Here is a 14,580-nt window from a genome sequence, read left to right on the forward strand (position 1 = left end):
CGTGATGACCGTCCGCGCCGTGACGACCGTCCGTCCGGTGGTTTCAACCGTGACGACCGTGGTGGCTTCCGCCGCGATGACCGTCCGCAGGGTGGTGGCTTCCGTCGGGACGACCGTCCGTCGGGTGGTTTCAACCGTGATGACCGTCCGCGCCGCGATGACCGTCCGCAGGGCGGCGGTTTCAACCGTGATGACCGTCCGCGCCGTGACGACCGTCCGTCCGGTGGTTTCAACCGTGACGACCGTGGTGGCTTCCGCCGCGATGACCGTCCCTCGGGTGGTTTCAACCGTGATGACCGTCCGCGCCGCGATGACCGTCCGCAGGGCGGCGGTTTCCGCCGCGATGACCGTCCCTCGGGCGGTTTCCGTGATGACCGTCCGCGCCGCGATGACCGTCCGCAGGGTGGTGGCTACCGTCGCGACGACCGCCCCCAGGGTGGTGGCTACCGTCGTGACGACCGCCCCCAGGGTGGTGGCTACCGTCGTGACGACCGTCCGTCCGGTGGCTTCCGCGACGACCGTCGGGACTACGACGACCGCCGTGGCAACTACGAGCCCGTTCGCCGTCTGCCGATCCCGGAGGACGTCACGGGTTTTGAGATCGACGCCGATGTGCGCCAGGACCTGAAGAGCCTGCCGAAGACGCTCGCCGACGATGTCGCGCGCAACCTGGTGATGGTCGCCCGACTGCTCGACAACGAGCCGGAGGAGGCGTACAACTACTCGCGCGTCGCGCTGCGGCTCGCCTCGCGGGTGGCCTCCGTCCGTGAGGCGGCGGGCTTCGCGTCCTACATGACCCAGCGGTACTCCGAGGCACTGACCGAGTTCCGGGCGGCGCGGCGGATGACCGGTCGTGTGGACCTGTGGCCGGTGATGGCGGACTGCGAGCGCGGTCTGGGCCGTCCGGAGCGGGCGCTGGCGATGGCCGGTGAGCCCGAGGTGAAGCAGCTGGACAAGGCCGGTCAGGTCGAGATGCGCCTGGTCGCGGCGGGTGCCCGTACCGACATGGAGCAGTTCGACGCGGCTGTGGTGACGCTGCAGAGCCCGGAGCTGGCCTCCAGCGCCATTCACCCGTGGACCGCCCGTCTGCGGTACGCGTACGCCGAGGCGCTGATCGCGGCCGGCCGTGCGGACGAGGCCCGGGACTGGTTCGCCAAGGCCGCCGAGGCCGACACGGACGGTGCGACGAACGCTTCCGAGCGGCTGGCCGAGATCGACGGCCTGGAGTTCACCGACGCGCTCGACCCCGAGCTGGACGAGGACGAGCAGGGCTCCGCGTCCGAGGCCGCCCCGGCCCGCCGCAACGTCGCGATCGACGACACCGGCGAGGACCGGGTGATCTTCGAGGACGAGGAAGACGTCGAGGAGTACTACGACGAGGACGACCTCGAGATCGACGAGGACCGCGAGGGCGAGGCCAAGAAGTAGTCGTCGCGTCGCCGCGAGACAACGCACCGGAGGCCCGGTCGGTACGCACTTCACCGTGCGCACCGGCCGGGCCTCCGGTGTTTCGACCCGCTGCCTCAGCCCAGTTGGAGGCTGCGGATCACGAGCCCGGTGGCCGGTTTGGGGCCGAAGGACGTGGACTTCCTGGGCATCGTCACACCCTGTTCGGCCAGGCGCCGGACCACGCTCTCCGCCACCGGGTGGAGCAGGACGGCCGTGCCGCCGCTGCGGGCGGCCTCCCGCTCGGCGGCCTCGGCGGCGTGCAGATAGCCGATGTCGTCGGGGCCGTCGGGGATCCGCCAGGTGTGGTCGAGCAGGGTGGCGTGCAGCACGGTGGCGTCCAGGCGGCGCCACTCCTCGGGCTTTCCGGCCGGCACAGTGGCGGCCAGCAGGTTCTCGTCCGGCTCGGTGAGCAGCCAGAACACGCCGTTGCCGCCCGTCAGCAGGAAGGCGTTGTCACCGTGCTGCTTGGCCTCGGCGAGGGCCTGGAGGGCGGGTTCTATCGACCCCGGTACCTCCTTGACCTGCCACTGGTCGCCGAGCCGGTCGAGTGCCTCGGCGATCGGCAGCCGGTACAGGACCCGGTGGATGGCCCGGACCCGCAGGGGGTAGCGGGCGGTGTCGACCAGCAGGACCATGCCCCGGTCCCAGGGGCTGCGCGGGAGGTGCCGGTGCTCGCGCTGGAGCCGCAGGTACATCTCCCAACGGTGGTGGCCGTCCGCGATGAGGGCCCGGCAGGTGGCGAGGTCGCGGGTGACCTCGGCGAGCTCGGTGGGGTCGGTGACGGCCCAGAGGCGGTGGTGGGTGCCGTCGCTGGTGGTCGTGGTGAGCAGCGGCTCGCCCAGGACGGCGCGCTCGATCACGCCCGCCGTCCCGCCCTTGCCGCGGTAGGTGAGCAGCAGCGGCTCCAGGTTGGCCCTGGTGGTACGCATCAGCCCGACCCGGTCGGCGACCGGGCGGGGCATCACGTCCTCGTGCGGCAGCACCACGCCCGCCTCCCGGCCGCTGACCGCGAGAGCTCCGATCAGGCCGCGTTGCAGGCTCTCGGTGCCGGAGCCCGCCTCGCCGGTGCGCTGCTCGTAGACGTAGAGCGCGGGTTCGGGGTCCGGGGCCAGGATGCCCTCGCGCTGCCAGTCTGAGAGCAGCCTGGCGGCGTGCCGGTAGCGGGTGTCGCGGTCGGGGCGGTCGCCGCTGTCCTCGGGCTCGGGCCTGGGGAGGATCAGCCGGACGATGTTGTAGGGATCGGCGGTCTCCAGGTCCAGTCGCCGGTTGGGGTCCACCACGTCGTACGGGGGCGAGGTGACCGCCGCCAGCGTGCCGACCCGGTCGGGGACGTACCGCAGGCCACGGAACGGCGAGAGGGACAGCCCCGCAGTGGCGACATGCCCGGGGTCACCGGGGCCGCCTGCTGGAGCCTCTGCTCCTTTGTCTGCACTGGGTGTGCTCATTCTGGGCATCGTAATCGGGTACGCGTTGTTCAGAGATCTCAAAGATCACAGTGCCCGGTCTTTTCGTCGGAAACGGCAGGAACGGGCAGTCGGACGGGAGGCGGGGTACGGGATGAGCGACGGGCAGCGGTGGCCGGACGGCGACGGCGAAGGTGCGAGCATTCCAGCGCAGGGCGGGCCCGGGGCGCCGGGGGGTGGGGTGTACGACTGGTTCCGGCGCGGGGCCCGGTTGCTGGAGCAGGGGCATCCGGCGGCGGCCGAGCAGTTGCTGGCGCGGGCCGCCGAGATGGAGCCGCACTCCAGGAGCATTCGGGAGACGCTGGCGAGAGCGCAGTTCGACGCCGGACTGTTCGAGGCGGCGCTGGGGAACTTCCGGGCGGTGGCGCTGGCCGATCCGGCGGACGACTACGCTCAGTTCGGATGGGGAGTCTCGGCGGCCCGGCTGGGCGACTTCGAGACCTCCGCCGAGCACCTGGCGCTGGCGGTCGCCATGCGGCCGCAGGCGGAGCACTACCGGGCCGCGCTGCGGCAGACCAGGGCGACGCTGGCGGCTCGGGCCGGGGCGTACGGGCCGTTGCAGCCCGGTGCGCCCGGGTACCCGGCGGTGCCGGAGGGGCCCGAGCAGACCGGTTGAGCCCGGCCGGCGGCGGTCCGTGCGGCGGTCGGGACGGACGGCGCGGGCCGGGACCGGCCGCCGGACGAGAGACGACGATGAGCAAGAGGACGAGGTAGAGCACTGATGACGGACACCGTAGGCAGCCAGGCCCGTACCGCCCCGGGAGGATCGGACCGCCCGCTGACCGAGGCGTACGACACCGCACTGCTCGACCTCGACGGTGTGGTGTACGCCGGGCCGCATGCGATCGTCCACGCGGTGGACTCGCTGGAGGCGGCGCGGGCGGCCGGGATGCGGCTGGCGTACGTCACCAACAACGCCTCGCGGCCGCCCCGGGTGGTGGCCGAGCACCTGACCGAGCTGGGAGTGCCCGCCGAGGCCGCCGACGTGATCAACTCGGCGCAGGCGGCTGCCCGGCTGGTGGCCGAGAAGGTGCCGGCCGGTTCCAAGGTGCTGGTCGTCGGCGGCGCCGGACTGGTGGAGGCGCTGACCGAGCACGGTCTTGTCCCGGTCCGTTCGCTGGACGACGAGCCGCTCGCGGTGGTGCAGGGCTACGACCCGACGGTGGGCTGGCAGCACCTCGCGGAGGCCTCGTACGCGGTGGCGCGCGGGCTGCCCTGGGTGGCGTCCAACACCGACCTGACGGTGCCCACCGCGCGGGGCATCGCTCCCGGCAACGGCACGCTGGTGGCGGCCGTCAGTACGGCGACCGGTGTCGAGCCGGAGGTGGCGGGCAAGCCGCTGCCGCCGATGCACCGGGAGACGGTGATCCGTACCGGCGCGGAGCGGCCCCTGGTGGTCGGCGACCGGCTCGACACGGACATCGAGGGCGCGTTCAACGGCGGCGTCGACAGCCTGCTGGTCTTCACCGGTGTCACCACGCCCGCGCTGCTGCTGGCGGCCCCGCTCCGGCACCGGCCCACCTACCTGGCAGCGGACCTGCGCGGACTGCTGGTCGCCCAGCCCGAGGTGACGGCGCTGGGCGGCGGCCGATTCCGCTGCGGCGGGTACGAAGCCCGGGTGGACGGCGGCGAGCTGCGGCTGGAGGGCGCGGGCGACGATTCGTACGACGGGTTGCGGGCACTGTGCGCGGCGGCCTGGACGGCGGCGGACGCGGACGGCAGCGCGCCGGACGGACGCAAGGCGCTCGCCGAGCTGGGGCTCTAGGGGCTACGCGCTCTGCCCTGGGGGTGCGCGGTTGGCCGGGTGTTCGTGACGCTTGGGTGGTGCGGGGTTGTTCGCGCCCCTGGGGGCTAGAGCAGGGAGCGCAGGCGGAGGAGGTCGCGGAAGCCGGCCTCCAGCCGGACTCGGCCGCCGGCCCAGGCGGAGGCGAAGTTGAGCTGTCCGCCGACCATGGCCACCAGGTCGTCGCCGCTCATGGCGAGGCGGATCTCCGCCTTGGCGGGCGGCGGGCCCGGGGTCTCGACCACGTCGGTGATCCGGCCGCCCTTGAGGCGGCCGGAGAAGGTCAGGTCGAGGTCGGTGATCCAGCAGGTGAGCGAGCGGTCGAGGGCGGCGGCCTTGCTGACGTCGCCGTTGGCGGCGCCCAGGTTGCGGCTGAGCTGCTCAAGTGCCTCGCGGCACTGCTCGATGGTCGCCATGGCTGCTGGTCTCCCGTTCTGCCCGTCTCCCGTTCTGGTTCCCGGGGTGTCGGCTGACCACGCTATCGCAGCAGTGTCGGGGACCGGCCGGGCGGCTGCGGCAGCGTGCGGCGGAGATGAGGCGGTAGCGTCGTGGGTGTGGTGGGGCCCGGTCCGGTACCGGTCGGGCTCGCGGGCGGTGCGAGGCGCGGAGGAGGCACTCGGGATGCTGCGGGATGCGGTACGGGGAGTCGTGGTGGTCGCCACGGAGCTCGCCGAGGAGACCGGCAAGCGGGTCGTGGGTGCGGCCGCAGGTCTGCTGGAGCGCAGTGGCGTGGACGTCGCGGCGATCGAGCGGACCGTGGGCGAGCAGTTCCCGCCGTCGGCCAAGTCGTTGCAGACGCTGGCCGAGGAGGCGGTGACGGCCGGCCGGGCCGGTCTGGACATGGCGGTGGGGGTCGCGCGCGGTGAGATCGACAAGGTCTTCGAGCGGGTCGGTGACCAGGTGGTGAAGGTGGGCGTGGTGCTCAGCTACCTGGAGAGCAAGCTGCGCGAGGTCGAGGAGCAGCCGCACGTCCAGTCGCAGGCCCGGCCGGAGGGGCGGGCCGACGGACTGTTCGACGCGGGCTGGGACGAGCGGGCTCCCGAACCGGAGAAGGCCGTCGGGACGGACGAGGCGGACGGGGCGGTCCGTCCCACCCCCGCGAAGCGGACCGGGGTGAAGCGGGCTGCGGCTGCGGCGAAGCCCGTCGCCAAGCCCGGGGTGACGACGGCGGCCGGCCGGGCGAGCGGGCGGAGCACCGCGAAGGCGGCCGGGCCTGGTGCAGCCAGGAAGACGGCCGCGACGAAGACGACGCCTTCGAAGACAACTGCTCCCAAGACAACTGCTCCTAAGACGGCTGCCGCGAAGCCGGCCGCGCCGAAGACCGGCGCGAAGGGTACGTCCGCGACGAGGGCGACGGCCAAGAAGGCCGGTCCGAAGAAGGGCGCCGCCGCGAAGAAGGCCGCGCCGAAGAAGGCCGGCGGCGATGTCTGAGGACGTGCGGGTGGAGCCGACGGGCCACCCCGAGGTCGATGCCGCGCTGGCCCGGCTGGAGGAGCAGGCCGGGGTGGAGACCGGTGCCCGGGTGGCGGTGTACGAAGATGTACACCAGCGGTTGGTGGACACCCTGGCCGCGCTCGACGAGCAGCAGTAGCCGAGCAGCCGAGCACAGCAGAGCAGCAGTAGGAGCTGAAGCACCAGTGGCAGTGGCACGACGCCGACTCGACGCGGAGCTGGTCCGCCGCAAGCTGGCCCGTTCGCGTGAGCACGCGAGCGAGCTGATCGCGGCGGGCAGGGTCACCGTCGGTGGCACTACCGCGACCAAGCCCGCGACGCAGGTGGAGACCTCGGCGGCCGTGGTGGTGGCCAAGGACGAGAACGACCCGGACTACGTCTCGCGCGGCGGCCACAAGCTGGCGGGGGCGTTCGCGGCCTTCGTCCCGCAGGGGCTGGTGGTGGAGGGGCGGCGCGCGCTGGACGCGGGTGCGTCCACCGGTGGTTTCACGGACGTACTGCTGCGCGCGGGTGCGGCCCACGTGCTGGCGGTGGATGTCGGCTACGGCCAGCTGGCCTGGTCGCTGCAGAGCGACGAGCGGGTCACCGTGATGGACCGGACCAACGTCAGGGAGCTGACGCTGGAGCAGATCGGCGGGGCGCCGGTCGACCTGGTGGTCGGAGACCTGTCGTTCATCTCGCTCGGCCTGGTGCTGCCCGCCCTCGCGGGCTGCTGCGCCGAGGACGCCGATCTGGTGATGATGGTCAAACCGCAGTTCGAGATCGGCAAGGAGCGCCTGGGCAGCGGCGGTGTGGTGCGCAGCCCGCAGCTGCGGGCGGAGATGGTCAGGCAGGTGGCGGACCAGGCGTGGGCGCTGGGACTGGGCGTACGGGCGGTGACGGCCAGCCCGCTGCCGGGCCCGTCCGGGAATGTCGAGTACTTCCTGTGGCTGCGCCGGGGTGCCCCGCAGCTGGATCCGGCCGATGCGGACCGGGCGGTGGCCGAGGGGCCGCGGTAGGGCGGTCGGTCCAGGTCGAGGGGGCGGATGACAGGGGGACCGGATGACAGGGACCGGATGACGGGGGCCGGATGACGGAGCCCCCGGATAGGGTGCTCTGCAGGCGTCCGACCGTCATGCTGAGTGGCGGCCGTACCGGGCCAAGGGCGACCCGGCAGGCGTAGGGAGAGGGCAGGCATGAGTGAGGAACGTACGGTCTTCCTTATCGCGCATACCGGCAGGGAGGCCGCGCTGCGCAGTGTCGAGGGCCTGGTGCACGGCCTGCTCAAGGAGGGGATCAGGATCAGACTGCTCGCCTCCGAGGCGGTCGGCCTGGACTTGCCCGACGGGGTGGAGCGGGTGCCCGGCGGGCACGGTGCGGCGGACGGCTGCGAGCTGATCCTGGTGGCCGGGGGCGACGGCACGCTGCTGCGGGGTGCCGAGCTGGCCCGGGAGTCCGGGCTGCCGATGCTGGGCATCAACCTGGGCCGGGTGGGCTTCCTGGCGGAGGCCGAGCGGGACGATCTCGCGGTGGTGGTCGAGCGGGTGGTCAAGGCCGACTACGAGATCGAGGACCGGATGACCCTCGATGTCCTGGTCCGGACCAACGGCGATGTGGTGCACGAGGACTGGGCGCTGAACGAGGCGTCGATCGAGAAGGCCGCGCGGGAGCGGATGCTGGAGGTCGTGACGGAGGTCGACGGCCGCCCGGTGTCCAACTTCGGCTGCGACGGGGTGGTGCTCTCGACGCCGACTGGTTCGACCGCGTACGCCTTCTCGGGTGGCGGGCCGGTGGTGTGGCCGGAGGTGGAGGCGCTGCTGATGGTGCCGATCAGCGCCCATGCGCTGTTCGCCAGGCCGTTGGTGACCTCGCCGAACTCGGTGCTGGCGGTGGAGGTGCAGCCCAAGACCCCGCACGGGGTGCTGTGGTGCGACGGCCGCAGGTCGGTCGAACTCCCGGCCGGGGCGCGGGTGGAGGTCCGCCGGGGCAGCACACCGGTACGGCTGGCGCGGCTGCACCGGGCGCCGTTCACGGACCGGCTGGTGGCCAAGTTCGCGCTGCCGGTGACGGGTTGGCGCGGGCGCGGCGGGGCCTGCTGAGCGGGGGGCGAGGTGAACGGGACGGTCGCGGCGGTCAGCCGTGGCGCGGAGCACGACTTCAGCAAGCCGAACGAGGAGTTCGTACGGCTGCTGGCCGGTCTCGGTGCGGAGGGTGACGCGCATCTGGGGGTGACCGTCCAGCACCGCTCACGGGTGGCGCAGGACCCGACCCAGCCGAACCTGCGGCAGGTGCACCTGATCCACGCCGAGCTGTTCGAGGAGCTGGCGGCGGCCGGATTCCGGGTCGGGCCGGGCGAGTTGGGCGAGAACATCACCACGTGCGGGCTCGATCTGCTCGCCCTGCCGCGCGGGACTCGGCTCCACCTCGGTGCACAGGCGGTGGTCGAGGTGACGGGGCTGCGCAACCCGTGCCCGCAGATCGACGCCTTCCAGCACGGGCTGCTCAAGCAGGTCGTGGGCCGCGACGGGCAGGGCCGTGTGGTCCGCAGGGCGGGGGTCATGGGAATCGTGCTGGAGGGCGGCGAGGTGCGGCCCGGGGACGGTATCCGTGCGGAGTTGCCGGCGGGGCCGTTCGAGGTGCTGGAGCGGGTGTAGGGGCGGCCTCGGGCCGCCCCTGCGTCAGACCGCGAGTGGTGGTGCTCCCTCGGAGGTGCGCCAGCGGCCGGTCGCTGCCAGACCGGCGATCGTGGCCAGCCGGGCGACGGCTGCCTCGGCGGCGGGGGAGGGGACGGTGAGCGGGATCCGGATGTGGTGCTCGAAGGCACCGTCCACGCCGAACCGGGAGCCGGCCGCGATGCGCACCCCCATGCGCTCTCCGGCCTGCGCGAGCGCGGCTCCCGAGACCTGGCCGGTGGTCGCCCACAGGCAGAGGCCGCCGGGCGGTTGGGCGAACTGCCACTCGGGGAGCTGTCGTTGGAGCGCCGCGGTGAGGGCCTGGGTGCTGGTGCGCAGTCGCTCGTGCTGGTGGGCGCGGACCTCGGCGAAGCGCTCGGTGAGCATCGCGGCGGCGATCAGCTGGTCGAGCACGGGCGTGCCGACGTCGGTGTAGACCCGATCGCTGGCCAACTGCCGTACCAGCGCCGGGTTCGCGCGCAGCCAGCCGATCCGCAGGCCGCCCCACAGAAGCTTGCTGGCCGAGCCGACGGTGACCACCTGGGCAGCCCGGTCGAGCGCGGCCATCGGCCGGGGAAGTTCCTCGGACCTTACGCCCCAGCCGAGTTCGGCGGGCGTCTCGTCGACGACGACGGTCGTCCCGGCGGCCCGGGCGGCGGTGAGCAGCTCGCGGCGCTGGTCCTCGTCGATCAGGGCGCCGGTCGGGTTGTGGAAGTCCGGGATGAGGAAGGCGAGCCGGGGTGCGGCGCCGCGCAGTACCCGCCGCCACTCCTGGACGTCCCAGCGCGGCTGCGCGGTCGGTCCGCCCGGCCAGGCGTGCGGGACGGGCACCAGGCGGGCGCCGCTGCGCCGCAGCGACTGGAGGGTGTGCGCGTAGCCGGGGGCTTCGACGGCGAGACGGTCGCCGCGTCCCGCCAGCGCCTGGCGGGCCAGGTGCAGGGCGCCCATGGCGCCGGTGGTGACCAGGATCTGGTCCGGGGTGGTCGGCAGGCCGCGCTCGGTGAAGCGCCGGGCGATCGCCTCGCGCAGGACGGGCACACCGGTCGGGTAGTGGCCGTGTCCGGAGGCGTACGCGGGCAGCTGTTCGATCACGCGGGCGGCCGCCTCGCCCAGGTACGGCTGCGGGGCGGGCAGTGCGGCCACGCCGAGGTCGAGGATGGACTCCTGCTCCTCCGGTGGCACCGGGTGCAGCGCGTCGCTGGGCGGCCGGCTGCCCTCGGGCAGGGCCGTCCAGCTGCCGGAGCCCCGGCGGCTGCGCAGATAGCCCTCGGTGCGCAGGGTCTCGTAGGCGGTGGCCACGGTGGTGCGGCTGAGCGCGAGCGCCTGGGCAAGCTCCCGCTCTGCCGGCAGTCGGGCGCCGACCGGCAGTCGGCCCTCGGAGACCAGGAGCCGCACCTGACCCGCCAGCGTCCGGTATGCGGGCCGGTGCCCGGCGGGCTCGGGCAGCTGCGTACCGCGCAGCAGCCGGGCCAGCGCGGGCGGGGTCACGACGCTTTGCCACTCACTCATGGGAATCAGTCCACCTGGCCTTGATTGGACCTGGATGTGCTCCGGTTGGACTGCCCATCATGGCAGTGCGGCCACCGAGGCCGCCATGACACGGGCGCCGACCCGACCGAGCACGATCCGAGGAGCCGCGATGGCTACCGCATCCCCGACCGCATCCCCGAGCGAACCCTCGACCGAACCGTCGACCGCATCCGAGTCCGCACCTGCGCCCACGTCCGCCGAGAGCGGAGCGCGGGCCGCCTGGAGCACCGACCGCCTCGGACGGCGGGTGCCGCAGCTGCTGTTCGGCCTCGGCCTGTACGGCTCCAGCGCGGCGCTGATGATGCGGGCATCGCTGGGCGTCAACCCGTGGGACGTCCTGCACCAGGGGCTGCAACGGCACCTCGGGCTGAGCATGGGCGCCTGGGTCACCATCACGGGGGCGCTGGTGCTGCTGTTCTGGATACCGCTGCGCCAGCTGCCCGGCATCGGGACGGTCGGCAATGTGCTGATCCTCGGTGTCGCGATGGACCTCACCCTCGGGGTGGTCGCCACGCCGGACGGCTGGGCGGCGCGGACGGCGCTGCTGGCGGCGGGCATCGTGCTCAACGGTCTGGCGACCGGCCTCTACATCGGCGCCCGCTTCGGCCCCGGACCGCGAGACGGGCTGATGACGGGGCTGCACCGGCGCACCGGCCGTTCGCTGCGCCTGATCCGTACCGGCATCGAGCTGACCGTGCTCGTGATCGGCGTCCTGCTCGGCGGCACGGCGGGTGTCGGCACGGTCGCGTACGCGCTGGCGATCGGGCCGCTGGCGCAGTTCTTCCTGCGCTGGTGCACGGTTGCACGACGCTAGGCCCTGTCCGGCCGATCTTGCCGGGCGCGCGATGAGGACGCGCCCGCCGGGATACACGCTCGGTGGCCGGTTGCGCACGGAGTCGGTGGCGACGATGCCGGATGGGATGAACTTGGGTCGCCCCGACCTGGGCTCGTCGCGCTGCGGGGGTCGGACCTCGTAAGGTCGTCTCCGTGTTGGACGAGATGCGGATACGGGATCTTGGCGTCATCGACGACGCGGTGGTCGAGCTGGCACCGGGCTTCACCGCCGTGACAGGCGAGACCGGCGCGGGCAAGACCATGGTGGTGACCAGCCTCGGCCTGTTGCTCGGCGGTCGTGCCGACCCGGCGCTGGTGCGGGGCGGCGCCGACCGGGCGGTGGTCGAGGGCCGCTTGGAGCTGCCCGCAGGCTCCCCGGCGGCCGCCCGCGCCCTGGAGGCCGGTGCCGAGCTGGACGACGGGGCGCTGCTGATCAGCCGTACCGTCTCCGCCGAGGGCCGCTCCCGTGCCCACGTCGGCGGCCGGGCGGTACCGGTCGGACTGCTGGCCGAGCTCGGCGAGGACCTGATCGCCGTGCACGGCCAGACCGACCAGCAGCGCCTGCTGCGCCCCTCCCGCCAGCGCGGCGCACTGGACCGCTACGCGGGCGAGGCGGTGGCCGGGCCGCTGGCCCGCTACCGCGAGGTGTACCGCACCCTGCGCGAGGTCTCGGCCACGCTGGAGGAGCTGACCACCAAGGCCCGCGAGCGCGCCCAGGAGGCGGATCTGCTCCGCTTCGGCCTGGACGAGATCGGCGCCGCCGAACCGGTGGCCGGTGAGGACGTCGAGCTGGCCGCCGAGGCCGAGCGCCTGGGCCACGCCGATGCGCTCTCCGCCGCCGCGACCCTCGCGCACGCAGCCCTGGCCGGAGACCCGGCCGATCCCGACTCGCTGGACGCGGGCACCCTGCTCGCCCAGTCCCGTCGGGCCCTGGAGGCCGTCCGCCACCACGACGAGCGGCTCGCCGCCCTCGCCGACCGCCTGAACGAGGTCGGTTACCTGCTCGCCGACGTCGCGGGCGACCTGGCCGGGTACGCCGACGATCTGGACGCGGATCCCGTACGGCTGGCGGCGGTCGAGGACCGCAGGTCCGTCCTCGCCCAGCTGCTGCGCAAGTACGGTGGCGCGGAGAACTCGCTCGCCGAGGTGCTGGAGTGGGCCGAGGCCGGTTCGCTGCGGCTCGCCGAGCTCGACGGCGACGACGAGCGGATCGACGAGCTGGGTGCCCAGGAGACGGCGCTGCGGGCCGAGTTGGCCGAACTGGCCGCCGAGGTCTCGGCGGCCAGGCACGGCGCCGCCGACCGCTTCGCCGCCGCCGTCTCCGCCGAACTCGCCGAACTCGCCATGCCACACGCCAGGGTGAGCTTCGCGATCAGCCAGGTCGACGACCTCGGAGGCATCGAGATCGACGGGCGCACGGTCGCGTACGGCCCGCACGGCGTGGACGAGGTCGAGGTGCTGCTCGCCCCGCACCCGGGGGCCCAGCCGCGGCCGATCGCCAAGGGCGCGTCCGGTGGTGAGCTCTCGCGCGTGATGCTGGCCGTCGAGGTGGTCTTCGCCGACGCCGACCCGGTGCCGACCTACCTCTTCGACGAGGTCGACGCGGGCGTCGGCGGCAAGGCGGCGGTCGAAATCGGCCGTCGGCTGGCCAAGTTGGCGCAGAGGGCCCAGGTGGTCGTGGTGACCCACCTGCCGCAGGTCGCGGCCTTCGCCGACCGGCACCTGGTGGTGGTGAAGACCAACGACGGCACGGTCACCCGCAGCGGGGTCAAGGTGCTGAACGACGAGGAGCGGGTCCGGGAGCTGTCCAGGATGCTGGCGGGCCTGGAGGACTCGGAGTTGGGCCGCGCCCACGCCGAGGAGCTCCTCGCCACCGCCCGCGCCCCTCGGAGCCACTGAGGCAGCCCCGGCTGTCGCCCCGGTGCAAGGGGGAACCCTTCAGGGGCGCGGGGCTCTGGGTAGTGCATGGTTGGCGAGCAGTTCCAGCGCCCGCGGCCGGTGCATGGCCGATCGTGCGCCCAGGAGGGCCTGGGCCGCGGCACGACGCGCCCGCGAGGGCCTCCGACTGTCCAAGACCCCTCTCGACCTGGCATGGTGGCGGCTGGACACTGGCATCCCAGTCCCGAGCGCCGCTCGCGGGGACTCCCGCACGCGGCGTGAGTTCGGATTCGAGTCGGAGCGAGACGACGTGGACCATTCCGCGACCCGGGCCACAGTGGCCGGTCCCACGGCGGCCCATGAAAAGCCGGGCCAGCTGCACGTGGTGCTCGTCCTGGCAGCCAGCAGCGGCGGCATCGGCGCGCATGTGCGTTCCCTCGCGCAGGGCCTGGTGGCGCACGGCGTCAGTGTGACGATCTGCGCCCCCGCGGGGACGGACTCGCTGTTCGGCTTCTCCGGCACCGGCGCCCGGTTCCACCTGGTGGACATCACCCCGACCGCCGGAGCACGCAGCGACGCGGCCGCCATCGGTGAGCTGCGGCGCGCCTTCACCGGCGCGGACGTGGTGCACGCGCACGGCCTGCGCGCCGGACTCCTGTCCGACCTCGCGCTGCGCACCGCCGGACGCTTCCCCGGCCTGCGTCCGCAGACCCCGCTGGTGGTGACCTTCCACCACGCGATGCTGGCCACCGGCATGGAGCGCCGACTGCAACGGCTGATGGAGCGCCGGGTGGCCCGCGCCGCCGACCTGGTCCTCGGCGCCTCCTCTGACCTGGTCGCCCGCGCCAGGGAACTCGGCGCCACCGATGCCCGGCTCGGCCCGGTCGCGGCCCCGCCGATGCCGCCCGGCGAGCTCGGCCGGGAGGAGTCCCGGGCCCGCCTGGTCGGTGACCGTCCCGACCGGCCCGTGGTGCTGGCGATCGGCCGGCTGGTGCCGCAGAAGTCCTTCGGCCTGCTGCTGGACGCCGCCCGGGACCTGGGGGAGAGCGATCCACTGGTGGTGATCGCGGGCGAGGGGTCGGAGCGCGCCGGGCTGCGGGAGCGGATCGCGGCGGAGAAGCTGCCGGTCGAGCTGCTCGGCTTCCGCATCGATGTACCCGAACTGCTGGCCGCCGCCGACCTGGTGGTGGTGAGCAGCCGCTGGGAGGCCCGCTCACTGGTCGTCCAGGAGGCGATGCGGGCGGGCGTGCCGGTCGTCGCCACGGCGGTCGGCGGTATCCCCGAGCTGGTCGGCGAGGCGGCCGTACTGGTGCCCTACGGCGATTCGGCCGCGCTGGCGGCGGCCGTCCGTGAGCTGCTCGCCGACCCGGCCCGCCGGGCCGCGCTGGCGGCAGCGGGCCGCTCCCAGGCCGAGACCTGGCCGGACGAGGCGGCCACGGTGGCCCAGGTGCTCAGCACGTACGACGAACTGGTCCAGCGCGAGGGCAACCGAGTCTGACCGGGCAAGCCGAAGCGGGGGACCCTGCGCCCCCCTGTTTCG

At 73.6% G+C, this 14,580-nt stretch carries 14 protein-coding genes; 11 read left to right on the forward strand and 3 right to left on the reverse strand.

Annotated features, from left to right (window positions below; all coding sequences use genetic code 11):
• Positions 1 to 612: 612 nt before the first annotated feature.
• Complete coding sequence (locus P3T39_RS26935) at positions 613 to 1,428, forward strand: tetratricopeptide repeat protein (protein WP_280701604.1); 816 nt, start codon at positions 613 to 615, stop codon at positions 1,426 to 1,428.
• A gap of 95 nt (positions 1,429 to 1,523) precedes the next feature.
• Here P3T39_RS26935 and P3T39_RS26940 read toward each other — a convergent pair whose 3' ends face one another.
• Entirely contained in the window at positions 1,524 to 2,894 is a 1,371-nt protein-coding gene (locus P3T39_RS26940) for a DUF1015 domain-containing protein (RefSeq protein ID WP_280701548.1), read from the reverse strand.
• A 112-nt stretch (positions 2,895 to 3,006) separates the two neighbouring features.
• On the opposite strand from P3T39_RS26940, the gene P3T39_RS26945 reads away from it, so the two are divergent.
• Complete coding sequence (locus P3T39_RS26945; protein WP_280701549.1) at positions 3,007 to 3,528, forward strand: tetratricopeptide repeat protein; 522 nt, start codon at positions 3,007 to 3,009, stop codon at positions 3,526 to 3,528.
• Positions 3,529 to 3,633: 105 nt separating this feature from the next.
• Complete coding sequence (locus P3T39_RS26950) at positions 3,634 to 4,677, forward strand: HAD-IIA family hydrolase (RefSeq protein ID WP_280701550.1); 1,044 nt, start codon at positions 3,634 to 3,636, stop codon at positions 4,675 to 4,677.
• Between the two features lie 86 nt (positions 4,678 to 4,763).
• Here P3T39_RS26950 and P3T39_RS26955 read toward each other — a convergent pair whose 3' ends face one another.
• A complete protein-coding gene (locus tag P3T39_RS26955; protein ID WP_280701551.1) occupies positions 4,764 to 5,111 on the reverse strand; it encodes a sterol-binding protein in 348 nt (115 codons plus the stop codon).
• A 205-nt stretch (positions 5,112 to 5,316) separates the two neighbouring features.
• Here P3T39_RS26955 and P3T39_RS26960 point away from each other — a divergent pair, with 205 nt between their 5' ends.
• The 5 genes from P3T39_RS26960 (at position 5,317) to P3T39_RS26980 (ending at position 8,780) form a co-directional block, all read left to right on the forward strand.
• Positions 5,317 to 6,126 (forward strand): hypothetical protein, encoded by an 810-nt coding sequence (locus tag P3T39_RS26960; protein ID WP_280701552.1) that lies wholly within the window; start codon positions 5,317 to 5,319, stop codon positions 6,124 to 6,126.
• Entirely contained in the window at positions 6,119 to 6,286 is a 168-nt protein-coding gene (locus P3T39_RS26965) for a hypothetical protein (protein ID WP_280701553.1), read from the forward strand. Before P3T39_RS26960 ends, P3T39_RS26965 begins: the two co-directional genes overlap by 8 nt.
• Before the next feature lie 52 nt (positions 6,287 to 6,338).
• On the forward strand, positions 6,339 to 7,145 hold the full coding sequence (locus P3T39_RS26970; RefSeq protein ID WP_280701605.1) for a TlyA family RNA methyltransferase: 807 nt from the start codon (positions 6,339 to 6,341) through the stop codon (positions 7,143 to 7,145).
• Between the two features lie 177 nt (positions 7,146 to 7,322).
• Positions 7,323 to 8,225 (forward strand): NAD kinase, encoded by a 903-nt coding sequence (locus P3T39_RS26975; protein WP_280701554.1) that lies wholly within the window; start codon positions 7,323 to 7,325, stop codon positions 8,223 to 8,225.
• A 12-nt stretch (positions 8,226 to 8,237) separates the two neighbouring features.
• Positions 8,238 to 8,780, forward strand: a complete 543-nt coding sequence (locus P3T39_RS26980; protein ID WP_280701555.1) for an MOSC domain-containing protein — start codon at positions 8,238 to 8,240, stop codon at positions 8,778 to 8,780.
• A gap of 24 nt (positions 8,781 to 8,804) precedes the next feature.
• On the opposite strand, the gene P3T39_RS26985 is transcribed toward P3T39_RS26980, so the two are convergent.
• The gene (locus P3T39_RS26985) at positions 8,805 to 10,307 is read right to left on the reverse strand and encodes a PLP-dependent aminotransferase family protein (RefSeq protein ID WP_280701556.1); all 1,503 of its coding nucleotides are present in this window, start codon (positions 10,305 to 10,307) and stop codon (positions 8,805 to 8,807) included.
• A 130-nt stretch (positions 10,308 to 10,437) separates the two neighbouring features.
• Here P3T39_RS26985 and P3T39_RS26990 point away from each other — a divergent pair, with 130 nt between their 5' ends.
• The 3 genes from P3T39_RS26990 to P3T39_RS27000 all read left to right on the forward strand — a co-directional run bounded on the left by P3T39_RS26990 (position 10,438) and on the right by P3T39_RS27000 (position 14,538).
• On the forward strand, positions 10,438 to 11,142 hold the full coding sequence (locus P3T39_RS26990; protein WP_280701557.1) for a hypothetical protein: 705 nt from the start codon (positions 10,438 to 10,440) through the stop codon (positions 11,140 to 11,142).
• Between the two features lie 185 nt (positions 11,143 to 11,327).
• Positions 11,328 to 13,061: a DNA repair protein RecN gene (gene recN / locus P3T39_RS26995; protein WP_280701606.1), complete on the forward strand. Its 1,734-nt coding sequence runs from the start codon at positions 11,328 to 11,330 to the stop codon at positions 13,059 to 13,061.
• 289 nt (positions 13,062 to 13,350) lie between these two features.
• Positions 13,351 to 14,538 carry a glycosyltransferase family 4 protein gene (locus P3T39_RS27000; protein ID WP_280701558.1) on the forward strand — a complete coding sequence of 396 codons (1,188 nt, stop codon included), beginning with the start codon at positions 13,351 to 13,353 and terminating at the stop codon, positions 14,536 to 14,538.
• Positions 14,539 to 14,580: the final 42 nt, after the last annotated feature.

The organism is Kitasatospora sp. GP82 (assembly GCF_029892105.1).
Lineage (GTDB): Bacteria > Actinomycetota > Actinomycetes > Streptomycetales > Streptomycetaceae > Kitasatospora.

Coding starts and splice junctions, on each gene's coding strand:
- recN (WP_280701606.1), top strand. CDS start 11,328: ATGCGGATACGGGATCTTGGCGTCATCGACGACGCGGTGGTCGAGCTG.
- P3T39_RS26955 (WP_280701551.1), bottom strand. CDS start 5,111: ATGGCGACCATCGAGCAGTGCCGCGAGGCACTTGAGCAGCTCAGCCGC.
- P3T39_RS26940 (WP_280701548.1), bottom strand. CDS start 2,894: ATGAGCACACCCAGTGCAGACAAAGGAGCAGAGGCTCCAGCAGGCGGC.
- P3T39_RS26960 (WP_280701552.1), top strand. CDS start 5,317: ATGCTGCGGGATGCGGTACGGGGAGTCGTGGTGGTCGCCACGGAGCTC.
- P3T39_RS26990 (WP_280701557.1), top strand. CDS start 10,438: ATGGCTACCGCATCCCCGACCGCATCCCCGAGCGAACCCTCGACCGAA.
- P3T39_RS26985 (WP_280701556.1), bottom strand. CDS start 10,307: ATGAGTGAGTGGCAAAGCGTCGTGACCCCGCCCGCGCTGGCCCGGCTG.
- P3T39_RS26975 (WP_280701554.1), top strand. CDS start 7,323: ATGAGTGAGGAACGTACGGTCTTCCTTATCGCGCATACCGGCAGGGAG.
- P3T39_RS26950 (WP_280701550.1), top strand. CDS start 3,634: ATGACGGACACCGTAGGCAGCCAGGCCCGTACCGCCCCGGGAGGATCG.
- P3T39_RS26965 (WP_280701553.1), top strand. CDS start 6,119: ATGTCTGAGGACGTGCGGGTGGAGCCGACGGGCCACCCCGAGGTCGAT.
- P3T39_RS26945 (WP_280701549.1), top strand. CDS start 3,007: ATGAGCGACGGGCAGCGGTGGCCGGACGGCGACGGCGAAGGTGCGAGC.